Annotated in this window: 15 protein-coding genes; 8 read left to right on the forward strand and 7 right to left on the reverse strand. The window is 70.7% G+C overall.

Annotated elements, in window-relative coordinates; genetic code table 11:
- Positions 1–6 precede the first annotated feature (6 nt).
- Positions 7–735 carry a ZIP family metal transporter gene (locus tag ABT063_RS37390; protein ID WP_351064834.1) on the reverse strand — a complete coding sequence of 243 codons (729 nt, stop codon included), beginning with the start codon at positions 733–735 and terminating at the stop codon, positions 7–9.
- Between the two features lie 116 nt (positions 736–851).
- Between ABT063_RS37390 and cobM the strand changes: the two genes are divergently transcribed.
- Genes cobM through cobC form a run of 6 tightly spaced genes read left to right on the forward strand, consistent with a single transcriptional unit; the run spans position 852 to position 7,208 of the window.
- The gene (gene cobM / locus ABT063_RS37395) at positions 852–1,670 is read left to right on the forward strand and encodes a precorrin-4 C(11)-methyltransferase (protein ID WP_351064836.1); all 819 of its coding nucleotides are present in this window, start codon (positions 852–854) and stop codon (positions 1,668–1,670) included.
- Entirely contained in the window at positions 1,667–2,911 is a 1,245-nt protein-coding gene (cbiE, locus tag ABT063_RS37400; protein ID WP_351064837.1) for a precorrin-6y C5,15-methyltransferase (decarboxylating) subunit CbiE, read from the forward strand. Before cobM ends, cbiE begins: the two co-directional genes overlap by 4 nt.
- Positions 2,908–4,617 (forward strand): precorrin-3B C(17)-methyltransferase, encoded by a 1,710-nt coding sequence (gene cobJ, locus ABT063_RS37405; RefSeq protein ID WP_351064839.1) that lies wholly within the window; start codon positions 2,908–2,910, stop codon positions 4,615–4,617. Before cbiE ends, cobJ begins: the two co-directional genes overlap by 4 nt.
- Entirely contained in the window at positions 4,614–5,204 is a 591-nt protein-coding gene (locus ABT063_RS37410) for a precorrin-8X methylmutase (RefSeq protein WP_351064841.1), read from the forward strand. The genes cobJ and ABT063_RS37410 overlap by 4 nt, the downstream gene beginning before the upstream one ends.
- On the forward strand, positions 5,201–6,130 hold the full coding sequence (locus tag ABT063_RS37415) for a sirohydrochlorin chelatase (RefSeq protein ID WP_351064842.1): 930 nt from the start codon (positions 5,201–5,203) through the stop codon (positions 6,128–6,130). The genes ABT063_RS37410 and ABT063_RS37415 overlap by 4 nt, the downstream gene beginning before the upstream one ends.
- Entirely contained in the window at positions 6,105–7,208 is a 1,104-nt protein-coding gene (gene cobC, locus ABT063_RS37420) for an Rv2231c family histidinol phosphate aminotransferase CobC (protein ID WP_502990959.1), read from the forward strand. The genes ABT063_RS37415 and cobC overlap by 26 nt, the downstream gene beginning before the upstream one ends.
- On the opposite strand, the gene ABT063_RS37425 is transcribed toward cobC, so the two are convergent.
- The 6 genes from ABT063_RS37425 to ABT063_RS37450 form a co-directional block, all read right to left on the reverse strand.
- Positions 7,156–9,099: a DUF2264 domain-containing protein gene (locus ABT063_RS37425; RefSeq protein ID WP_351064846.1), complete on the reverse strand. Its 1,944-nt coding sequence runs from the start codon at positions 9,097–9,099 to the stop codon at positions 7,156–7,158. The two genes, cobC and ABT063_RS37425, sit on opposite strands and share 53 nt — an antisense overlap.
- 109 nt (positions 9,100–9,208) lie before the next feature.
- On the reverse strand, positions 9,209–10,282 hold the full coding sequence (locus ABT063_RS37430; RefSeq protein WP_502990960.1) for a LacI family DNA-binding transcriptional regulator: 1,074 nt from the start codon (positions 10,280–10,282) through the stop codon (positions 9,209–9,211).
- A 37-nt stretch (positions 10,283–10,319) separates the two neighbouring features.
- Positions 10,320–11,969 (reverse strand): type 2 periplasmic-binding domain-containing protein, encoded by a 1,650-nt coding sequence (locus tag ABT063_RS37435; RefSeq protein WP_351064847.1) that lies wholly within the window; start codon positions 11,967–11,969, stop codon positions 10,320–10,322.
- Positions 11,970–12,041: 72 nt separating this feature from the next.
- Positions 12,042–12,929 carry a carbohydrate ABC transporter permease gene (locus ABT063_RS37440; RefSeq protein ID WP_351064849.1) on the reverse strand — a complete coding sequence of 296 codons (888 nt, stop codon included), beginning with the start codon at positions 12,927–12,929 and terminating at the stop codon, positions 12,042–12,044.
- Positions 12,926–13,780: an ABC transporter permease gene (locus ABT063_RS37445; RefSeq protein ID WP_351064850.1), complete on the reverse strand. Its 855-nt coding sequence runs from the start codon at positions 13,778–13,780 to the stop codon at positions 12,926–12,928. Before ABT063_RS37445 ends, ABT063_RS37440 begins: the two co-directional genes overlap by 4 nt.
- 249 nt (positions 13,781–14,029) lie before the next feature.
- Positions 14,030–14,941 carry an SCO1860 family LAETG-anchored protein gene (locus tag ABT063_RS37450; protein WP_351064852.1) on the reverse strand — a complete coding sequence of 304 codons (912 nt, stop codon included), beginning with the start codon at positions 14,939–14,941 and terminating at the stop codon, positions 14,030–14,032.
- A gap of 283 nt (positions 14,942–15,224) precedes the next feature.
- On the opposite strand from ABT063_RS37450, the gene ABT063_RS37455 reads away from it, so the two are divergent.
- Together ABT063_RS37455 and ABT063_RS37460 are read left to right on the forward strand one after the other, a co-directional pair.
- Complete coding sequence (locus tag ABT063_RS37455) at positions 15,225–22,250, forward strand: golvesin C-terminal-like domain-containing protein (RefSeq protein ID WP_351064854.1); 7,026 nt, start codon at positions 15,225–15,227, stop codon at positions 22,248–22,250.
- A gap of 128 nt (positions 22,251–22,378) precedes the next feature.
- On the forward strand, positions 22,379–23,041 hold the full coding sequence (locus ABT063_RS37460) for a hypothetical protein (protein WP_351064856.1): 663 nt from the start codon (positions 22,379–22,381) through the stop codon (positions 23,039–23,041).
- Positions 23,042–23,144: the final 103 nt, after the last annotated feature.

Below are 23,144 nucleotides of genomic sequence, written 5' to 3' on the forward strand. Positions count from 1 at the left end.
CCCGGATCATTCGGCCACGGCCACCACCAGCCAGATGAACGCCGCGCCCGCGACCGTGCACAGCACGGTCGAGCGGGCGGGGTGTTCGTGGTGGGCTTCCGGGAGGATCTCGGCCGCCGCCAGATACAGCAGCGCGCCGCCGAAGAGGCCGAGATAGCCGCCGAGCATCGGCTCCGGGATCGTGAACAGGAGCGTGGACGCCGCACCCGCCACGGGGGCCAGGGCATCCGCGAACAGCATGGCGAGTGCCCGGCGCCGCGCGTTCCCGTACAGGCTCGTGATCGTGTACGTGTTGAAGCCGTCGGCGAAGTCGTGGGCGACGACGGCCAGCGCGACCGCGGTGCCCATGCCGCCGCCCACCTGGAAGGCCGCGCCGATCGCCACGCCGTCCATGGCGCTGTGGCCGACCATCGCGGCGGCCGCCGTCAGGCCGACTTCGGGCGTACGGCCGTCGTGCTCTTCGGCGCCGTGGGCCGCCTGCCGCACGGCCAGCAGACGTTCCACCAGATGGGCCAGCAGGAAGCCGGCCACGAACAGGAGCAGGGCCGCGGGTACTGCGAAGACCTCGGCGTCCGCCGCCTCCAGCGCCTCCGGCAGCAGGTCCAGGCCGACCACGCCGAGCATCAGGCCGCCTGCCAGGCCCAGCACCAGATGGCGGCGGTCGGTCACGCGCAGTGCCGTCCAGCCGCCGGCCAGCGTCATCAGGAACGCGCCGAGCGCGACGAAGACCGCCATGTGCCCTTGGTATCCGATCAAGCCGCCCCGTTCACGCACATCCGGCAGCGCCGCATGGCCCTGAGCACACAGCGCGGCTCTGTCCGTAGTACTTCGTAGGAGAGGACCGATTTCCCATGGCCGATGCCCCCACCGGCAAGGTGACCTTCGTCGGTGCCGGCCCCGGCGCCGCCGATCTGCTGACGTTCCGTGCCGCGCGTGCCATCGCGGAGGCCGACGTGGTGATCTGGGCGGCCAGCCTGGTCCAGGCGGAGGTCCTCCAGCACGCGCGCGAGGGCGCGGAGATCCTCGACTCGGCGACGATGTCGCTGGAGGACGTCGTCGCCGTGTACGAGCGGGCGCGTGAAGAAGGGCTGAAGGTGGCCCGGATTCACTCCGGCGATCCCGCCCTGTGGGGCGGTACGCAGGAGCAGCTCGACCGGTGTGCCCGGATCGGCGTCGAGACCGAGGTCGTTCCCGGTGTCTCCGCCTTCTCCGCCGTCGCCGCGCTCGCGCAGCGCGAGCTGACGATCCCCGAGGTCGCGCAGTCCGTCGTACTCACCCGGCTCGGCGGCGGCAAGACGCCGATGCCGCCCGGGGAGGAGGTGCGGGAGTTCGCCAAGCACGGCACCACCATGGCGATCTTCCTGTCCGCCGCCCGCAGCGGGCAGCTCGTACGGGAGCTGCTGGAGGGCGGCTATCCGACGACCACGCCGGTCGTCGTCGCCTACCAGGCGACCTGGCCGGAGGAGCTGGTGGTGAGGTGCACGATCGGCACGCTGGAGGAGACGGTCAAGGAGCACAAGCTCTGGAAGCACACGCTGTTCCTGGTCGGCCCGGCCCTCGACGCGCACGGCACCCGTTCGCACCTCTACCACCCCGGCCACTTCCACGGCTACCGCAGGGCCGACCCGGAGGCCCGGAAGGCGCTGCGCTCACGGGGTGCGAGCACGTGATCACCGTTGTCGGGGCGGGGACGGGGGCGCCGGTGCCGGCGGACGTGCTGGCCGGTGCCCGGCTGGTCGTGGGCGGTCGGCGGCATCTGTCCGCCGCGCCGGTTCCGGAGGGTGCCGAGCAGGTCGTCCTCGGTGCGTTGGCGCCGGCGCTGGACGTCATCGAGCGGCACCTGGACAAGCAGAGCCGTGTCGTCGTGCTGGCCTCGGGGGATCCCGGGTTCTTCGGGATCGTGCGGGTGCTGGCCGAGCGGTTCGGTGCGGAGCGGCTGGATGTCCGGCCGGGAGTGTCGTCCGTCGCCGCCGCCTTCGCGCGGCTCGGGCTGCCGTGGGACGACGCCGTCGTCGTCAGCGCGCACGGGCGTGACCTGCGTACGGCGGTGAATGTGTGCCGGGCGCGGCCGAAGGTCGCCGTGCTGACGGGGCCGGGGGCGGGTCCGGCGGAGCTGGGGGCCGCGCTCGGGGACGACTCACGTGTCCTGGTCGTCGCCTGCGCGCTGGGTTCCGCGGACGAGCGCGTGGAGCGGGTGACTCCGGCCGAGGCCGCCGTCCGTGACTGGGGGCCGGCGGTGAGCGTGGTGCTGTGCCTGGACGCGTCGCGGGCGGTGGGCGGTGTGCGCTCGGTGGCCGGGTCTCCGCCCGGTCCTGCCCAATGGGCTCTGGACGAGGGCGAGTTCAGCCACCGCGACTCGATGATCACCAAGTTCGAGGTGCGGGCGCTGGCCCTGGCCCGGCTCGGGCCGCGGCTGGGCGACCTGGTCTGGGACGTCGGCGCGGGATCCGGGTCCGTGGCCGTGGAGTGCGCGCGGCTCGGCGCCGCCGTGACGGCGGTCGAGAAGAGCCTGGACGGGGTCGAGCGGATCCGCGCGAACGCCGCCGCGCACGGGGTCGACGTACGGGTGGTGCACGGGGCGGCGCCCGCGGTGCTGTCCGAGCTCGACGCTTCCGACGATCCCGACGCCGTGTTCGTCGGCGGTGGCGGGCGTGAACTGCCCGACGTCGTCACGGCGTGCGCGCGGCGGGCCCGGCGGACCGTCGTCGTCGCGATGGCCGCGCTCGACCGGGTACCGGCCGCGCGGGCCGCCCTCACCGGCGCCGGGTTCGACTGCGACGGGGTGCTGTTGCAGTCGTCCCGGCTCGCGCCGCTGCCGGGGGACGTGACCCGGCTCGCGGCGACGAACCCCGTTTTCCTGCTGTGGGGCGTCCGGTCTCCAGTACGTACCGATGAAGGAGTTGCCCAGTGATCGGCCTCATTTCCGCCACCGCGGCGGGCGCGGCGGCGCGGGACCGGCTGGCCGCGGCGTGGCCCTCCCGGGTCCGGGTGTACGACGGGCCCGTCGGGGACGCCGTACGGCGGGCGTTCGCCGAGTGCGAGCAGCTCGTGTGTTTTCTGGCCACGGGGGCGGTCGTACGGCTGACCGCCCCGCTGCTGGGTGACAAGGCGTCCGACCCGGGTGTGGTGTGCGTCGACGAGGGCGGGCGGTTCGCCGTGTCGCTGGTGGGCGGGCATGGGGGCGGTGCCAATGAGCTCGCCCGCGAGGTCGGGGAGTTGCTGGGCGCGGAGCCCGTGGTGACCACGGCCACGGATGCGGTGGGGGTGCCCGGGCTGGATACGCTCGGGTTCCCGGCGGAGGGGGATGTCGCCGGGGTTTCCCGGGCTGTGCTCGACGGTGAGCCGGTGGCGCTGAAGGCGGACTTCGCCTGGCCCCTTCCGGCGCTCCGGGTCGCCGAGGAAGGGGCGTACGTGATCCGGCTGACGGATCGCCTCGTCGGACCCGCCGAGCACGAGGTCGTCCTCCGGCCCCCGTCCCTCGTCGTCGGCGTCGGCGCCTCCAAGGGTGCCCCCGTCGACGAGGTGCTGGAGCTGATCGAGGCGGCGTTGCGCGATGCGGGACTGTCCGCCCGTAGCGTCGCCGAACTCGCCACCGTCGACGCCAAGGCCGACGAACCCGGCATCGTCGAGGCCGCCGAACATCTCGGCGTCCCCCTCGTCACCCACTCCGCCGAGGAGTTGGCCGCCGTGGACGTGCCCAACCCCTCCGACGCCCCGCTCGCCGCCGTCGGCACCCCTTCCGTCGCCGAGGCCGCCGCGCTGGTACGCGGTGGTGAACTCCTCGTCCCCAAGCGGAAATCGGCTGCCGCCCCCGCCATGGCGACCTGTGCCGTCGTACGGCGGCCCGCGCGCGGGCGGCTCGCGGTGGTCGGGCTCGGGCCGGGTGCCCGGGATCTGCTCACGCCGCGTGCCAAGGCCGAACTGCGACGCGCTTCCGTGCTCGTCGGGCTCGACCAGTACGTCGACCAGATCCGCGACCTGCTGCGGCCCGGGACCCGGATCCTGGAGTCGGGGCTCGGCGCCGAGGAGGAGCGGGCGCGGACGGCCGTGGAGGAGGCCCGGAAGGGGCAGGCCGTCGCGCTGATCGGCAGTGGGGACGCCGGTGTGTACGCCATGGCCTCTCCCGCGCTCGCCGAGGCCTCCGACGACATCGACGTGATCGGTGTGCCCGGCGTGACCGCCGCCCTCGCCGCGGCCGCGATCCTCGGGGCGCCGCTGGGCCACGACCACGTGTCCATCAGCCTGTCCGATCTTCACACGCCCTGGGAGGTCATCGAGCGACGTGTGCGCGCGGCTGCCGAGGCGGACATCGTCGTGACCTTCTACAACCCGCGCAGCAGGGGCCGGGACTGGCAGCTGCCGAAGGCGCTGGCGATCCTCGCGGAGCACCGGGAGCCGTCGACGCCGGTCGGTGTCGTACGGAACGCGTCGCGGCCGGACGAGTCCAGCAGGCTGACGACGCTGGCCGCCCTCGACCCGGCGACGGTCGACATGATGACGGTCGTGACCGTGGGCAACACCGCGACCCGGCGGATCGCGGGGCGCATGGTGACCCCGCGCGGCTACCGCTGGCAGGAGAACCAGCCGAACCAGGCGGAGAAGGAGGAGGCCCGGTGAACCGCGTGGTGCATCCCATCGAGCAGGAGTCCTTCCGGCGGCTGCGCGCCCGCCTGGACACCTCGCATTTCCCGCCGCTGACCCGGGCGGTGGTGGAGCGGGTCATCCACTCCGCGGCCGACCTGGAGTACGCGAGCGATCTCGTCATGGACGAGGGCGAGTTGGCGAAGGCGCATAACGTGCTGCACGCCGGGGCGCCGGTGGTCGTGGACGTGGAGATGGTGGCCGCGGGGATCACCCGGCGGGAGACCGTCTGTCGCCTCAAGGAGGCCAAGTCCGGGCCCGGGCTGACCCGTTCGGCCCACGCCATACGACTCGCCTACGAACGGGTCGGGCCCGGCGCCCTCTGGGTGATCGGCTGTGCCCCCACCGCGCTGGAGGAGTTGCTGACCCTGGACGCCTCGCCCGCGCTCGTCATCGGGCTGCCCGTCGGTTTCGTCGGGGCGGCCGAGTCCAAGGCCGCGTTGCGCGAGAGCGGGCTGCCCGCCGTGAGCAACGTGTCCGAGAAGGGCGGGTCGGCGGTGGCCGCCGCCGCACTCAACGCCCTGCTGTACCACCCCCTTTCGATGCCCGAGGAGAAATCGTGACCACCCCGCCGCCCGCCCTGCTCATCGCCGGCCATGGCACCCGGGACGATGCCGGAGCCGAGGCGTTCCGCGACTTCGTACGGGAGTTGGGCGACCGTCATCCCGAACTGCCCGTCGCGGGCGGCTTCATCGAGTTGTCCCCGCCGCCGCTGGGCGATGCGGTCACCGAGCTGGTGGAGCGGGGCGTGCGCCGTTTCGCCGCCGTACCGCTGATGCTGGTGTCCGCCGGGCACGCCAAGGGGGACATCCCGGCGGCGCTGGCCCGTGAGAAGGAGCGGCACCCCGGGATCTCGTACGCCTACGGCCGTCCGCTGGGCCCGCACCCGGCACTGCTGTCGGTCCTGGAGCGGCGGCTGGACGAGGCCCTCGGCGGGACGGCACGCACGCCCGCCGACCGGGCCGACGTGACCGTGCTGCTGGTCGGGCGCGGCTCGACCGACCCGGACGCCAACGCCGAGGTGCACAAGGCGGCCCGGCTGCTGTGGGAGGGGCGCGGGTACGCGGGCGTGGAGACGGCGTTCGTGTCGCTGGCGGCGCCGGACGTGCCCAGCGGGCTGGACCGGTGCGTGAAGCTGGGGGCGCGGCGGATCGTCGTACTCCCGTACTTCCTGTTCACGGGGATCCTCCCGGAGCGGGTGCGGCAGCAGACGGAGGGCTGGGCGGAGGCACACCCGGAGGTCGAGGTGCGTTCGGCGGACGTGATCGGTCCGGAGCCGGAGCTGCTCGACCTGGTGATGGAGCGGTACGAGGAGGCCGTCAAGGGCGATCTGCGGATGAACTGCGACTCGTGCGTGTACCGGATCGCGCTGCCCGGGTTCGAGGACAAGGTGGGGCTGCCGCAGCAGCCGCACTTCCACCCGGACGACGACGGCCACCATCACCACCACGGACACCACCACCATGGCGCACACACCCATGCCCACTGACGACACCGGCACCGAAGCCGGCCCGGACGCCCACGACCTGCGGCACCACGGGGACGCCGAGGTGCGGGACGACGGGTCGGCGCTGGTCGACCTCGCCGTGAACGTCCGCGCGGACACCCCACCCGCGTGGCTGCGGGAGCGGATCGCCGGGTCGCTGACCGGACTGGCCGCCTATCCGGACGGGCGGTCCGCGCGCGCTGCGGTGGCGGCGCGGCACGGGCTGCCGGCGGATCGGGTGCTGCTGACGGCGGGTGCCGCGGAGGCGTTCGTTCTGCTCGCACGCGCCTTGAAAGTCCGTCAACCGGTCGTCGTGCACCCGCAGTTCACGGAGCCGGAGGCGGCGCTGCGGGACGCGGGCCACACGGTCGACCGGGTCCTGCTGCGCGAGCAGGACGGCTTCCGGCTGGACCCGGCCGCGGTACCGGAGGACGCGGACCTGGTGGTGGTCGGCAACCCGACGAATCCCACCTCCGTCCTCCACCCGGCCGCCGCGATCGCCCAACTCGCCCGTTGCGGGCGGACCCTGGTGGTGGACGAGGCGTTCATGGACGCGGTGCCGGACGAGCGGGAGGCGCTGGCCGGCCGGACGGACGTGCCCGGGCTGGTCGTCCTGCGCAGCCTGACGAAGACCTGGGGGCTGGCCGGGCTGCGGATCGGGTACGTGCTGGCCGCCCCGGAGACGATCGCCGCCCTGGAGCGGGCCCAGCCGCTGTGGCCGGTGTCCACGCCGGCGCTCACCGCCGCCGAGGCGTGCGTGGAGCCGCGGGCACTGGCGGAGGCGGCGCACGCGGCGCACCGTGTCGCCGCGGACCGGGCCCATCTCGTCGCCGGGTTGGAGGAGTTCGCCTCCGACGGGCTGCGGGTGGTCCAGCCGGCCGAGGGCCCCTTCGTCCTCGTACGGCTGCCACGCGCGACCGCCGTACGCCGGCATCTGCGCGACCTCGGTTTCGCGGTGCGGCGCGGGGACACCTTCCCGGGCCTGGGCGAGGAGTGGCTGCGGCTGGCGGTGCGGGACCGGGTGACGGTCAACTCCTTCCTTCAGGCGCTGGACCGGGCGCTGGCTCTGGCGCATCGCTGAGCCGGGGCGCCACCCGCTCCCGGGTGCCGTCCGGGAAGCGGATCTCCACGGTGCCGTCGGCGGCGACCGACGCGCTCGCTCCCGCGCACAGCGCGTGCGGGTCGGCGCTGAGCACCACGAGGGTGACCAGCAGGCGGGCGTCGGCGCCCAGTTCGAGCACGGGCGTGGCGGAGTGGTGTCCGACGGCGTTGGCGCCGAGGGCCGGTACGACCCTGCCCTCGGTGTCGCCCCAGCCGTGGAGGCCGATGATCGCGCTGGTCAGTCCGTCCGCGCGGCGGGCCGACGCCCGGCCCGGTCCGGTCCCGGCGACCGGCGGCGCGAGGTCGTCGGCGACGGCCCAGCCGCCTTCCCGCACCGGTGTGCCGGGCGGTACGTCGAGGCGGTGCACGCGCACCTCCCAGGGCCCGCGCACCACGCTCACCGTTTCGATGCGATGCCCCAGTGCCCGGTGCCAGGAGGCGGCACGGCCGCCCGAGGCGCCGAGGGGGTGGATACGGCCGCGCGGGGACGGCGTGCCGTCGGGGGTGAGCAGGGCGATGTGGTTGTCGGCCCCCGCCGTCGTCCCGGGGGTTTCGGGGGCTGTGGCGCTGGAGTAGGCGAAGCGCGCGTAGTGCGGACTGTCGTCGGCGGTCGCGGGCGGGGGCGGGAGGCGGTCACTGCCGTGGTTGACCAGCCGTACGATCCCGTCGGCCGAGGTGGAGTGCAGCAGCCAGCCCGGTGCGGGCAGGGCCAGACAGACGTCCTCCTTGTCCACGGGCGCGGGCTCCTCGGTTGCCGCCCAGACGGGGTGGTCGGCCGGCAGGAGCAGCCCCAGGAACGCCTTGCTCGCCCAGTACGGGGAGGCGGGGCCCGAGTAGCGCTGGGTGACGGGGAGGAAGGGGCGGTACCAGCCGAGCGTGAGCAGGCCCCGCTCGTCGGGCGCGCCGTGCTCGGCGAAGTGCTTCAGGGCGCCCGAGGCGAGGCGGCGGGTGCGGCCGGGCGGCAGCGGGGTGGCGTCGGCGAGGGCGCCCGCCCACAGCGGGGCGGTCGTCGCGAAGCGGTAGGTGAGGGAGCGGCCCTGGTGGACCGGGGCGCCGTCGGAGCCGAAGAAGTGCTGGTGGACGGCGAGGAATTCGCGCAGTCGCGCCCGGTGCCGGGCCACGGTCACCCCGTCCGCCCGGGGGCCCGCGATGCGCTGCCACAGCACCGGGTACAGGTGCAGAGCCCAGGCGTTGTAGTAGTCGAACTTGCGGCCGTCGCCGTCGGTGTACCAGCCGCCGCCCCGATACCAGTCGTCCAGGCGGGCGAGCCCCGCGTCGATCTCGGTACGGCTGTGCGGGGCGCCGACGGAGGCCAGGAACTCCTCCGAAATGACCTGGAAGAGCCGCCAGTTGGAGTCGTTGACGTCCGCGCCGACGAACCCGCCCAGCCAGTCGGCGACCCGCCCGCGCACGCCGTCGTCGAGGTGGTCCCACAGCCACGGCCGGGACTCGTGCAGGGCGATGGCGATCGACGCGGCCTCCACCATGGGCTGGGCGCGGTCGGTGATGGGCGGCCAGCGTTCGGCACCGTGCGGGTCGGTGCCGGCGGCGAGTCCGGCGGCGTACCGCTCGATGAGGGCGGGGCCGACGCGACCGTTCGAGCCCGCGATGCGGAAGGCGGCGAGGAGGAAGGAGCGTGCGAAGCCTTCCAGGCCGTCGGACAAGGGGCCGGAGTGGCTGGGTGGGCCGGGCAGCCGGTACTGGGCGAAGCCCGGGGAGGCGTACGGCAGCAGCCCGTCGAGGAGCCGGTCGGCCAGCGCCTCCCAGTGGGCGCGGGTCCAGCCGGTGATCGGCGAGAGCACCGGGTCGGGTGCGGGCAGGTCGGGAAGGTGCGTCGAGTCGTCGGGGAGCGACACATGCGGCGCGGTCATACGGGGCTGAATCCTCCGTGTCGGTCAAGGGGCGGTCGGGCAGCATGCCTCAGGGGCGCGGGGCTGCATCGGTATGCGGCTCCGCCGCGTGGGCGCGACCAGCCACGAATCACCCGCAGTCGCCAGTCGGCCTGGCCGGCGCGGCGACACTGCGACGAACAACGATGTGCGTGCCCAGCAGATGATGGCTCCCGGCGGCGCTGTCGGGATCCCGCAGAGCGATCCGCACGGCGGCGCGACCAAGCTCCTCCGCGGGAGTCCGAACAGTGGTGAGCGGCGGATTGAAGTCCTCGGCGAGCGGAATGTCGTTGTACCCGACGACCGAGATGTCGTCAGGGACACCCAGCCCCGCGTCTGCGATAGCGCGCAGCGCACCCGCGGCGACCATGTCGTCCCCGGCGAACACGGCGGTGAACTCCCGCGTCTCCTTGAGAAGCTCGCCCATCGCACGCAAACCCGCCGCGCGTCCGAGGCCGCAGTCGACCACGCGGGCAGCGGTCGGCGGCAACCCGTGTTCGGCGAGCGCGGCCCGGTAACCGACGACGCGGGCATCCAGAGCCGTGTTGCCGGGCAGTCCACCGAGGAACACGATCCGCCGGTGTCCGGCGGAAAGCAGGTGCCCGGTGATGGCCCGGGCGCCGGCCTCGTTGTCGAACTCGACGACCAGCGCCGGGATCTCAGGATCAGGAGCCGGCCGCCCGCACAGCACGAGCCGGGCCCCGGAGGAGTCCAGGGCCTGCGCGTAGTGGGCCACGCGCGAGCGATACGCGTCGTCCTCGACGACCCCGCCGACCAGGATCACCAGCCGCGCGCCCTCCTCCCGCATGAGCTGCACGAACTCCATCTCGCGCTGCGGATCCCCGCCGGTCGCCCCGACCACGCACAGCCAGCCCCGGTCGGCGGCCTCCGCCTCCACTCCCTCGGCGACCTGGGCGTAGAAAGGGCTGGTGACCTGGCGGACGACGACGGCGGCCATCTTTCGGCCGCCGCCCACAAGGGCACGCGCGTGGGCGTTGGCGACGTAGTCGAGGTCACGCGCGGCACGCAGCACGCGAGCCCGGGTCGCGGCGGGCACAGGATGGTTGCCGCTGAGCGCACGCGACGCCGTGGCCATCGACACGCCCGCCCGCTCGGCGACCTCGCGGATCGTGACCCGCCGCTTGGACTCCATGTCGTTCCCCATCCCCCGCGTCTCCTGTTCTCTTCCGCCCGGCGGCCGCTCACGTGTTGGCCGCGTAGTCCTTCGCGAACTCGTCGGCCATTCTGTCGCCGCCCCGGGCCCGCCACTTCTTCACCGCGCCGTCCCACTCCGACAGCGGGATGCGGCCGGCGACGATGCCGGTGACGGTGTCGTCCAGGAGCGCCTTGAGCGTGGTGCCCTGGGAGTTCTTCGTCCGGGACTGCAGGCCCCAGGAGGCGTTGCGGATGGCGTGCGGGACCGTCTTCTGCTGCCAGGCGTGCAGGGCCCGTACGGCGTCGGGCATGCCCGGCACGAACAGCACCTGGGGGCCTTCGGCGAGGTACTTCAGCGGCAGGTTGGTGTTGTTCTCCACCTCGCCGAGCTTGGTGGGCTGCGGGGAGCCGTCCTTGCCGCGGGTGAAGTGGGTGCCCTCGACGCCGTAGTGGACGAGTTCCCACTCCTGGCTGCCGAAGGGGGCGGCGAGGTAGTCGAGGATGCGCAGGAGCAGCTCTATGCGTTCCTTCTTCGCCTTCTTCAGCACGGTGTAGCCGAAGGAGCGGCGGGCCGCGACGATTCCGCCCGCCTCGCCGCCGACGCTGTACGGCAGCGCCGCGGCCGGGGTCAACTTGCCCTGCGATTCACGGTACTTGGGCAGGTAGGCGCCGAAGCCGTCCTGCATGGAGCCGACCGTGCCGTTGTAGTAGAGGGTGGTCAGGTCGATCTGGGAGATGGACGTGGCGTCGGGGTGGTACGAGCCGTTCTTGCGCAGCTGCGCCTGGAAGGCGATGGCGGCCTTGAAGCGTTCGTCGGCCCAGCCCGGCTGGAAGGTGCCGTCGTCGGTGACGGCCCACTCCTGGGGCGCGCGATGGGCGGCGGAGTGGACGCCGTTGCCGAACAGGGAGCCCTGAGCGGCACCGAGGGCGTAGGTGCGGCCGCTGGTGGCCTTCTTGGCGACGGCCGCGAAGTCCTCGGACGTCCAGCCCTCCTTCATGCCCGCGTCCGTGAACATGTCCTGGTTGAGCCAGAGGGTGGAGCCGGGCAGCGGGCGCTCCAGGGGGATGCCGAAGATACGGCCGCCGATGCGGCCCATGTCGCGCCAGGCGTGGGTGGGGATGTTCGCGAGGTTGGGGTAGTCGGCGATCGCCTCACCGGAGAGGTACGGCGTGAGGTCCTCGGCGCGCCGCTGCACGAACTCGGCCTCGCGGGGCAGGACGAACCCGGAGAAGATGTTGATGATGTCCGGCAGGGTGTCGGCGTCGCCGGCCATCACGGTGGCCATCTTCTTCTGGTAGTCGGCCTGGGAGATGATCGTGTACTCGATCTTCACGCCGAGGGCCTTCTCCACGGCGGCCCAGAACCGGTTGGCCGAGGCGGGCTTCGGTGGCGTGCCGAAGGACATCGACATGACCTTGACGGTCGATCCGTCGCCCGGGGTACGGGAGACGGACTTGACCAGGTCGGAGGGGTAGCTGGTGTATCCGGCCTGGACTCCTGCCTCGGTGGGGGCGAGGTCCGGCTTGGGGCCGGTGGCGGGGCGATGGGTGGGCCAGGGGGCGAGCTTCTTGCCGGCGTTGGAGACGTCGCTGTCGCCGGAGCTCGTGGAGCAGGCGGTCAGCAGGGTGGGGGCGGATGCGGCGGCGCCGACCGCGGCCGCGGACCGCAGCAGGGTACGGCGGGAAATGCTGGGCATGAGCGGAAGACCTTTCTGAGCACGTTTCTTGACGACTTGTCAGCTTCGGTTCGGTCAGCTCTCGATGGTTCGTCAGCTCTTGATGGCGCCCGTGAGCACGCCCTTCGTGAAGTACTTCTGCAGGAACGGATAGACGAGCAGGATCGGCACGGTGGCGATCACCAGCACCGCCATCTGCACGGTCTGCGGGGCGGTGATCGTGCCCTCGCCGGTGGTCGCGTCGGTGAGTCCGGAGCCGGCCACCACGTAGGTGCGCAGGACCTGTTGCAGGGGCCAGTGGTCGCTCTCCAGGTACAGCGAGGCGTAGAACCAGGAGTTCCAGTACGCCACCGCGTAGAAGAGGCCTACGACGGCGAGCGCGGCCTTCGACAGAGGCAGGACGACCGACCACAGCACCCGCCAGTCCCCCGCCCCGTCCAGGCGCGCGGCCTCGTACAGCTCCTCCGGGATGCCCTGGAAGAAGCCGCGCAGGACGACGAGGTTGAAGACGTTCACCAGGACGGGCAGGACGATCGAGGCGTAGTTGTCCAGCAGGCCCAGCTCCTTGACCAGCAGGAAGCTCGGGATCATGCCGGGCGGGAAGAGGAACGTGAAGAGGATGAGGAGCAGGACGGGTTTGCCGCCGAAGACGCCGGGGCGGGAGAGGGCGTAGGCGAGAGTGACCGTGCAGACGAGGCTGAGCAGCGTGCCGATGATCGTGACGCCCGCGCTGACGCCGAGGGCGTGGGTGACGATGCCGCCGTCGAGGATGTCGCGGTAGGCGTCGAGGGTCGGCTCGGTCGGCCACAGCACCCAGCCGCCGTTCTCGACGACCTCGTCGGTGGAGGCCAGCGAGGTCGAGACGATGACGAGGAACGGCACGCAGACCAGGAGGACGACGGTGGCGAGGGCCAGGACCTTGCCGACCTGCGTCACCGGCCTCGGCTTCTCCATCCAACCCGGACGTACCTGGGTGCTCACTTGTAGACCCCCTGTTCGCCGAGGCGGTGGGCGGCCTTGTTGGCGGCGTAGACGAGGAGGGCGCCGATGACGCCCTTGAACAGGCCCGCCGCTGCGGCGAATCCGTAGTCGCCGCCGACGATGCCCTGGTAGTAGACGAAGGTGTCGATGATCTCGGCGGCCTCCGGGCCGACCGCGTCGCGCTGGAGCAGCATCTGCTCGAAGCCGACGGAGAGGATGTCACCGAGCCGCATGATGAGCAGCAGGATGACCACCGGACGGATGGCGGGCAGGGTGACGTGCCAGAAGCGCCGCCAGGGGCCCGCGCCGTCGATCGCGGCGGCCTCGTACTGCTGCTCGTCGACCTGGGCCAGCGCGGCGAGGAAGATGATCGTGCCCCAGCCGGCGTCCTTCCAGATGACCTGGGCGACGACGAGCGGCTTGAAGGCGTCCGGGTTGCCGATGATGTCGACGGTGTGCAGCCCCATGCCGTCCAGCGAGGAGTTGAGCAGACCGGTGTCGCCGAGCACCTGCTGGAAGAGGGCGACGACGATCACCCACGAGATGAAGTGCGGCAGATACGCCACCGACTGCACGAACCGGCGCACCGAGCTCCAGGCGAGGCTGTGCAGCAGCAGGGCGAGGGCGAGCGGCACCGGGAAGTAGAAGACGAGCTGGAGGACGGCGATCCAGACGGTGTTGAGCACGGAGTCCCAGAAGGCTCCGTCCTCGAACATCCGCTGGAAGTTGCCCATGCCGACCCAGGGGCTGCCCCAGAGGCCGTCGAAGGGCACGTACTCCTTGAAGGCGATGACGTTGCCGGCCAGCGCGCCGTAGTGGAAGAGCAGGAAGTAGGCGAGGCCGGGCAGCATGAGCAGGCCCAGCGTCCGGCTTCGCCCTCGGCTTTGGAAGCGTTTTCGCCGTGAACGAGGGTTACTCGTCCGTGGACGAGCGGTGCCGACCTCCTCTGCACCTGCACGTTCCCGTAGTACAGCGGCCACGGGGCCCCCTCACATCTCGAAGTCGGAGTGAGGGGAAGTTAAAACGCTTTCATTCGGCAGTCAACAGCCCTGACACAGATGGGCTGTTGACCGCCGAACCGGAAGGAGCGCCTCGACGGGTCAGCTCCTGCGGCGCCGCGCCAGGGCCAGCGCTCCCCCGCCCGCGACGACCAGCGCGATCGCACCGCCGGCGATGTACGGCGTCGTCGAGCTGCCACCGGTATCGGCCAACCCTGACTCGCCCGGGGCGCCTTGGGGCTTCACATCGCCCGCCGGACCTTCACTCGGCGCGGCCGGCTCCCCTACCGTCGCCGCCGGCGCCTCGCAGGTGGCCTCGGCCAGGGTCAGCGTTCCCTCCACTTCGGCGACGTTGAGCTTCAACGGGTTGATGGAGACCTTGAGTTCGAGGGCGGTGGCGGCGGCCGTGCGCGAGGCGGTCTCCTCCTTCGACAGGTCGAGGCGCACCTCGCCGACACCGGGCACCTTGACGTCGGTCGTGCCGCCGGCCGTCAGCGTGACCTTCTTGCCGAGTACGGTCACCGCCCCCAGCAGGTTCGAGGAGGCGACCGGGGCCCGGCCGGCCTCGCAGGTCGCCTTGGACGTGACCTGGTCGAGCTCGATGAGCGAGAGCAGTGGCAGGCCGGGGACGTGCAGCTTGGCGTGGGCGAGGCTGGTGGAGGCCTCGGCCCCGGTCGCGGAGACCGTCGCCTTCGCGTCCGCCGCGTTCGCGCGCAGCACGTTGAAGGGCTTTCCGCCGTCGACCCCGTCCAACTGGGCTGTCAGCACGGTCTCCTGGGCGCTCCGCGGCGCCTGGACCTCGTTGAGGGAGACCGCGAGCGGGACGTTCACGGTCTTGTTGAGCAGGGACACGTCGATCCCGGTGCGCAGGACGACGGCGTTCGCACGGCCTTGGTCATCGGTCGCGTGGGCGGAGCCCGCGGCGGCCAGGGCCGCTGGACCGGCGGCCAGCGCGGTGGCCGTGGCGATGACGGCGAGGCGGCGTGCGGGCATACGGAAGGTGTTGCCGTTCAAGGGTGGGACTCCCGGGGAGAACAAGCGTCGGGACCCGGAAAGGATGTCGCACCGGGGGGCAACCGGCAGTAACCCCAAGGGAGTTCACACGATCGTGGCGCATCCGTGCACGTTTTCGAGATGTCGCACACAGTCCGGAACTCGCCCTTGCACTTTGGCATGTCATTGACACGCCTTTGAAGGACCTTGGTACAAGAGTGTGCCCGGCGATTCCTGTGCGACACCTGTGCCAATGGGAACAAGAAACCCCCACGGGGGCAGGAGCCCTTCCAAGGAGCCCTTCATGGCAGCCTTAGGCCCCACCCGCAACCGCCTGCGCCATATCCGCCTCCGCAGCCTCCGCCTCCGCGCCGCCGTGGTCGGTGCCCTGGCCACGGCCTTGATCATGAGCACGGCCCCAGCGACCCCCGCCCGCTCGGGCGAGGCGAGACCCGCGGCCGCCTCCGGACCCGACACCAGCGACCCGCGCGAGGGCTGGCGTCCCCACAGCGAACGCGCGAAGGACGACGACGGCTTCTGGAGCGACCTCTTCGGCGACGACGACAAGGACGACAACCAGCGCGACGAGGGCGAGAAGCCGCCCCGCCTCACCCTCGACCGCACCCGCGGCGCCGCCTCCCTCACCCACCCGCGCATCGCGGGCAAGGCCGACGGCGTCCGTATCAGCGCGCCCCGCACCGCGCACGCCACCGGCGCCGACCTCGCCTGGACCGCGTACGAGGGCAAGGACCTGCTGGAATACGAGGTCCACCGCTCCACGGCGAAGAACTTCACCCCGACCGCCGAGACCCTCGTCGCGCCCCTCGACCGCGACACCCGCACCTTCACGGACCGCACCGCGCCCCCGGCGCTGGACGGAGACGGCAGCACCTACCACTACCGGATCGCCGTACGCACCAAGCAGGGCAAACTGCTCACCGGTCCGGCGCGCACGGTCGAACTGCCCGCCGTCGGCCAGGTCTCCCAGGGCGCCAAGTTGCTCGCGGCGCCCGAGGGCGAGACGTACTTCCTGCCGTACACGCCCGCGCGGATGATCCCGGGCGAGACGGCCACCGTCGAGGCCACCCTCACCAACACCACCGCCAAGGTGTGGAAGAAGGGCGAGCGCGTCCTGTCGTACCGCTGGACGCTGGACGGCAAGGACATCACCAACCTTCTCAACAAGGACGCCACCCCGCTGCCGAGGGACGTGCCGCCCGGCGACACCGTCACCTTCGACGCGCAGCTGAAGGCCCCGGTGCTGATCGACCCGCTCGACAAGCGGCTGACCTTCGGCCTGGAGTGGGACCTGCGGGAGAAGGCCACCGGCAAGTGGCTCTCCGAGACCGACGGCGTGCCGCCGTCCAAGCACGAGGTGACCGCCGAGTACCCGACCTCCGACCAGCTGGGACTGGAGGACTTCTACTCCTACGCGGGCAAGAACACCGGCGCGGGTTCGTCCGTGATGAACAACCTGTACGCCGGCAACGCGGTCTGGTCGTACAACGCCTTCACGAACCCGTCGCTCGGCTTCTCGACCTTCCTGCGTCTGGCCTACAACTCGCAGGACGCCTCCAGCACTCCGGCCGGTCCCGGCTGGTCGCTGCAGGCCTCCTCGCCGGTACGGCTGGGCACCCCGCTGGACTTCCACCCGGCCGCCCTGCTGCCCAAGCAGATCACGCTGACCGACGGTGACGGCACCAGCCACGTCTTCAGCAAGAACAAGAAGGGCGAGTGGGACTCCCCGGCCGGGGTCCACTTCCGGGTCAAGCAGCTGGAGAAGTCCTGTCTGCTCCACCCGCACGAGCGGGAGGCCTGGGAGTTCCTGCGCCCGGACCGCACCCGGTTCCTCTTCGACTGCCAGGGCTATCCGAGCGCCCAGGTGGACAAGAACGGCAACCGGATGGAGTTCACGTACGAGGACCGGCTGCTCGGGCCCAAGCTGCTGAAGCACGTCACCGACGCCGAGGGCCGGCGCACGCTCACCGTCGACTACTGGGAGAAGGGCAAGGCGTACACCTATGTCGACGAGGACGGCAAGGTCCGCGAGGGCAAGCACCTCCTCAACCCGTTCATCATCGACAAGGTCCGCTCCGTCACCGACATCTCGGGGCGGCGGATCGACTTCACCTTCACCGAGAAGGGCCTGCTGGCGCATCTGACCGACGGCGCGAACGCCCCCGCGGATCAGCGCAAGGTCTTCAAGTTCGGCTACGGCAAGGAGTTCGACCACCCGGGACTGAAGCTGGCCCAGGTCACCGACCCGAAGGGCAGCGCCACCAAACTGGACTACGTCGGTCCGCACGACGACAAGGACCAGCTGCACTACCTGGGGTACACCAAGACGGTCACCGACCGGCTCGGCGGCCTCACCCGCTACCGCTACGAGGACGCCGACGGCCACGACGGCAGGGCGATCCAGACCGTCGTCACGGACGCCGAGAACCACCCGGCCACCCAGCTGATGGACGGCTACGGCCGCCCGGTGAAGCTCACCGACGCCAAGAAGCAGACCACCAAGCTGGCCTGGGACGCGGACAACAACGTCACGCGCCTGGAGGAGAACAACGGCGCGGCCCGCACCTGGAAGTACGACCCGAAGACGGGCTATCCGCTGGAGTCGAAGGACGCGGAGTCGGTGAAGAACGACCGGCCCGCCGCCACCTTCGCCTACGCCACTGGCGAGAACGGCTACATCGCCGACCTGGTCCGGCGCGTCACCCCGGAGGGGCGCGCCTGGACCCTCGGCTACGACGCGCGCGGCAACCTGACGTCGGTCACCGACCCCAAGGGCGTGCAGAGCGAGCCCGAGGGCGACTACACCTCCACCAACACCTACGACGACCGGGGCCGGATCACCGCCGCCACCGACGCCAACGAACACACCACGAAGTTCGAGGACTACGATCCCTCCGGCTACCCGCAGGTCATCCTCGACGCGCTCGGCAACCGCACGGTGACCACGTACGACGTACGCGGCAACGTCACCAAGCTCCAGGAAGCCGACGGGGCGACGACCACGCAGACGTACGACGTCTTCGCGCGTCCCCTGGAGAACCGCCGGCCCAAGGACCAGAAGGCCGGCGTCTTCATCGTCACGCCCGCACCGGAGTACGACGAGAACGACAACACGACCGAGTTCACCGCCCCGAACGGGGTGAAGAGCACCAGCGAGTTCGACGCGGCGGACCAGCTCGTGAAGTCCGTCCAGCCGGGCGACGAAGAAGGCTCGCCGGAACGGGTGTCGACCTTCACCTACGACAAGGTCGGCAACCAGCTCACCTCGACCGAACCGAAGGGCAACCTGACCCAGACGCCCGGGGACTTCACCTCGACGACGAAGTACGACGAGATCTACCAGCCGATCGAGGCGGTCAACGCGGCGGGCAAGCGGGCCACCGCGTTCTACAACGACGTCGGTGACCTGGTGAAGGTCGTCGACGCCCGCAAGAACGAGACCGAGGACCCGGACGACTACACCACCAAGTTCCGCTACGACCTCGACCACCGTCTGCTGGAGACCACCGACGCGGCCGGCGAGTCGACGACCAGCACGTACGACTGGGACGGTCTGACCACCGCGACCACGGACGCCGAGGGCAACCGCACCGAGATGGTCCTGGACGCCCGGGCGGCCCTGGTCGAGGCACGCGTCCCGCACGACGGGGACGGCGACGACGCGGTCGTCCGCACGACCCGCTTCGAGTACGACGAGGCCGGCAACCAGACCCGTGTCATCACCCCGCGCGGTGTGGAGACCGGCGACGACCCGCAGGACTTCGCCGCCGAGACGGTCTACGACGAGCTGAACCGGGTCAAGGAGACCCTGAGCCCCTACGACCCGGACGACGGCCGCTACAACACCCCGGACCGGACGACGTACGAGTACGACGCGCTGAGCCGGGTGAAGAAGATCAGCGCGCCGCCGTCGGAGGGCCAGAGCGTCCGCAACGAGACCGAGTACACCTACTTCGACACCGGCTGGATCCGGACGTCCACCGACGCCTACGACATCGAGAACACCTACGAGTACAACGATCTCGGCCAGCAGATCCAGAACACCCTGAGCAGCGCAGGCGGTTCGGTCACCCGGACGCTCAACTCCTCGTTCTACCCGAGCGGCGCCCTGAAGTCCCGCTCGGACAACGGGGTCCCGGTCGGCCTCCAGGTCGCGCTCGTCGACAACTCCGACATCAACAACACGGCGACCCAGGGCACCTGGGACGAGGCGGCCGCAGCGGGCTCGTACGGCTACAACACGCAGACGCACGCGGCCGGTTCGGGCGAGAACCGCTTCGTCTGGCAGCTGACGATCCCGCAGAGCGGTGACTACACGGTCTACGTCCACTACCCGAAGGTCGACGGGGCGGCCAAGGACGCCACGTACGAGATCAAGCACAAGGACGGCACGGAGACCAAAACCCTCGACCAGACCGAACTCCCCGGTGAGTGGCGGTCGTTGGGCAAGTACGCCTTCACCGAGGACACCGGCCAGGCCATCACCCTGACCGACAAGGCGACCGGCACGGTCGTCGCGGACGCGGTCCGCCTGGTCCGTGACAACGAAGGGGACGCCGACAACGAGGAGAAGGACTTCTCCTACCGCTACGACGCCAACGGCAACCAGATCGAGATCACCGACCGCAGCCCCGGCGTCGAGGTCGACCGCTACGCCCTGGAGTACAACGAGCTCAACCAGCTCAGCAAGGTCATGGAGCACGACGGTGACGCCGTGCGCAACACCACTGAGCTGACGTACGACGCGAACGGCAACACGCTCACCACGCAGCACGACCTGACCTGGAGCAAGCTGGACTACGACCCCCTGGACCGGGTCGAGCGCATCACCAACGCCGCCTCGCCGACGGCCGGGGACCAGCAGATCACCAAGCTGGAGTACACGCCCCGCGGCGAACTGGCCGAGCAGACCAAACCCAACGGCAACATCCTCTCCGTCGACTACTACCGCGACGGGTCGACGAAGAAGACCACCGAGAAGCAGTCCGACGACACGCTCGTCGCCGAACACGCCCTGAAGTACAACGCCAACGGGCACAAGGTCGAGGACGTCCTGAAGCTGATGGACGCCGACGACCACGGCGACACCATCGACAACACCTACGCCTACGCCTACGACCCGCGGGACCGCATCGCCAAGGTCACCAAGACCGGCGACGACGAGGCGACGGAGGAGTACCGGCACGACGCGGCCGGCAACGTGGTCTGGCAGAACGTGGACGACACGACCACGACGCACCGCTACGACCGCAACCGCCTGCTGACCTCCACCGCGGACGGCGCGTCCTCCACCTACAACTACGACCCGCTGGGCCGCCTCGACACCGTCTCCTTCGGCGGCGAGACGATCCAGAAGTACCGTTACGACGGCTTCGACCGCCCGGAGTCGATCACGGCGGGCAGCGGAGACGCGGCGAAGACGACCCGCATGACGTACGACGCCTTCGACCGCACGGTGAAGGAGGCGGTCGGCAGCGGCGACGACGCCAAGACGACCCTCTTCACCTACCTGGGCATCACCTCGCACTCCTTGAAGGAGGAGGTGACGGACGAGGGAGTCACGTCCTTCCAGTACGCGTCCTGGGGCCAGAAGCTGACCCAGATCAAGGACGAGGAGGACAAGGACCCCGAGACCACGCAGTACCTGTACCACCCGCACGGCGACGTCGAGGCGCTGACCGACAAGGACGGCAACACCAAGACGACGTACGGGTACACGGCGTACGGCAAGAACGACGCGGCCCAGTTCACGGGTGCCGACAAGCCGGGTGCGGGCGGCGGGGAATCAGAGGATCCGTACAACTCGTACCGCTTCAACGGAAAGCGCTACGACACCACGTCGGGCACGTACGACATGGGCTTCCGGACCTACGACCCCGGCCTCAACCGCTTCCTGACCCGGGACATGTACGGCGGGGCACTCGCCGACATGGGCCTGTCGACCGACCCGTTCACCGGCAACCGCTACGCCTTCGCGGGCGGCAACCCGATCTCCTTCATCGAGATCGACGGCCACCTGTTCGGTCTGTCCTGGTCCGACATCGGGCACGCGGCACTGGATGTCGTCGGCCTCATCCCGGTCGTCGGCGAGGTTGCCGACCTCGCCAACTGCGGCTGGTACGCCGCCGAGGGCGAGTACGTGGACGCGGCCCTGTCCTGCGCCTCCGCGATCCCGTTCGCGGGGTACGGGGCGACGGCGGCGAAGGCCGCGAAGTACGGGGACGAGGCGCTGGAGGCGCTGGACACGGCGAGCGATGTCGGCCGCCAGGTGGACAACGCGACGCCGCCGAGCGCGACGACGCCGTCCACGGGCAACCCGCCGTCGACCAACACCCCCGACGCACCGTCCACGAACGGCAACCCGCCGGCGGCGGACCCGGCACCTGCCCCCGCCCCGGCACCGGCTCCGGCCGCGCCGAAGGTCCCGGACGCACCGCCGGCCAGCGGTGCCTGCAGGGTCGGCAACAGCTTCGTGCCGGGTACCAAGGTGCTGATGGCCGACGGCAGCACCAGGGCGATCGAGGACGTCAAGGTCGGGGACAAGGTCGCCGCGTCCGACGTGGAGACCGACGACGTCCAGACCCGCGGCGTCACCCACACCATCACTGGAAAGGGCACCAAGCACCTGGTCACCCTGACTGTCGACACCGACGGCAAGGCGGGTGGCAAGACGTCCACGATCACGGCCACCGACGGCCACCGCTTCTGGCTGCCGGACCTGGCCAGCTGGGTCGACGCAGAAGACCTGCAACCCGGTCAGTGGCTGAGCACGGGCAGTGGCAGCTGGGTCCGGATCACGGCGGTGAAGGTCCGGACGACGCGGGCAACGGTGCACAACCTGACCGTCGAGGGCCTGCACACCTACCAGGTGATGGCGGGGCGGACGCCAATCCTGGTCCACAACGAGCTCCCCTGCGGCCCAGACATAGAGGATGGCCTCAACAGGGCCCAGCAGGCAGCCAACAGCTTCGGCAGCCCCGGTGGGATGTCCGGGTACGCCGACCTCGGCAACGGCCGGACCTTCGACCTTTCGTCCGGGGGCGACGGACGGAATCTCCGGCCGGATCATGTCGCGCCTCCCGGCACGACGGCGGAGAACTTCCACCATCTGGAGAACCAGACCGCTGCCCTTATGCGGCTTACCGGCGCAAGGAACGCCACTCTTTACATCACGGGCACCTATGGGGCGTGCAGGTACTGCATGTCATCCATGCGATCCATGCTTCCGGACGGCGGCAGGCTTTTGATGATCTGGCGCAATGAAAGCGGTGCCGTCAGGAACAGAATGTTCATCGGCGGCCCCGACAACTAACCTCCGAAAGTGAAGCTCCTGGCCGACAGCCACTCGGCCAGGAGCTTCGTCGTTCCGGCGGCCAAGAGTTCTCAAGGCCCTCGTAGATTACGAAGATTGGGAAAGTCCCGGTATGACATAATGGCGAAGTGATTGATCCAGCCGACATCGACATCCCCGATTTCCTGACTCGCTGGTACGGCCCGCCGACTGCCTCCTCGGAGCAGTTGCCGCCCGAAGCCTCCTGGCTTCCCGAGCCACTCAGGCAGTGGTACGGCCTGGCGTCGCGCTGGCCCGAGCTACAGTCGGGCGGCAATCGAATGTACAGGCCTTCCCATATCCAGCCCGATCGGGGAAAAGCAGTATTCATGGAGGATTCGACCGGCGACTGGGTCTGGGCTTTCGACTCCGCGGAACCGGACCGCGTCTACGAGGGCGAGCCGGGTGGCGCGTGGAGTCAGGCGCCCGAGAATCTTGCGGAGTTCCTGGCCCATGCGACAGTGCGTGAAACGATCGTACTGACACAATTCGGCAGATTGTGTGCCCAGGTGCCCGATGAATTTCTGCCCGAGATCCTCGCGCCGATGGAGGAAGTCGGTTTCAGAGGCTGGAAGTGGCCTCGCCCAGATCAACGCATTTTCCTGAACGATTCCCTGGCCGCGAATGTTGGTCCGGCGGTAGATCCTCAAGCTCCCTGGCGGAACAGAGACGGCTATGCTGCCGTGCGCGTCGCCGGTATCGAGCCATCGCTCCTCGAGTATCTGGATTCGGTGTCGTCCCTCGCATGGATCGACCTCGGTCCTGACCGCTGACGGAACTTCGGGCGGGGGGGGGGGGGGACCCCCGCCCCCCCCCCGGCGCCGCACCCCCCCCGCGGGGCCCCCCCCCCCCACGAGGCCCCCCCGGGGCCCCCAC

This window comes from Streptomyces sp. NPDC002838 (genome assembly GCF_040295365.1).
Taxonomy (GTDB): Bacteria; Actinomycetota; Actinomycetes; order Streptomycetales; family Streptomycetaceae; genus Streptomyces.

Coding starts and splice junctions, on each gene's coding strand:
- ABT063_RS37430 (WP_502990960.1), bottom strand. CDS start 10,282: ATGGGGAACGACATGGAGTCCAAGCGGCGGGTCACGATCCGCGAGGTC.
- ABT063_RS37425 (WP_351064846.1), bottom strand. CDS start 9,099: ATGACCGCGCCGCATGTGTCGCTCCCCGACGACTCGACGCACCTTCCC.
- ABT063_RS37435 (WP_351064847.1), bottom strand. CDS start 11,969: ATGCCCAGCATTTCCCGCCGTACCCTGCTGCGGTCCGCGGCCGCGGTC.
- cobC (WP_502990959.1), top strand. CDS start 6,105: ATGGCGCACACACCCATGCCCACTGACGACACCGGCACCGAAGCCGGC.
- ABT063_RS37445 (WP_351064850.1), bottom strand. CDS start 13,780: ATGCTGCCCGGCCTCGCCTACTTCCTGCTCTTCCACTACGGCGCGCTG.
- ABT063_RS37455 (WP_351064854.1), top strand. CDS start 15,225: ATGGCAGCCTTAGGCCCCACCCGCAACCGCCTGCGCCATATCCGCCTC.
- ABT063_RS37390 (WP_351064834.1), bottom strand. CDS start 735: ATGGCGGTCTTCGTCGCGCTCGGCGCGTTCCTGATGACGCTGGCCGGC.
- cobM (WP_351064836.1), top strand. CDS start 852: ATGGCCGATGCCCCCACCGGCAAGGTGACCTTCGTCGGTGCCGGCCCC.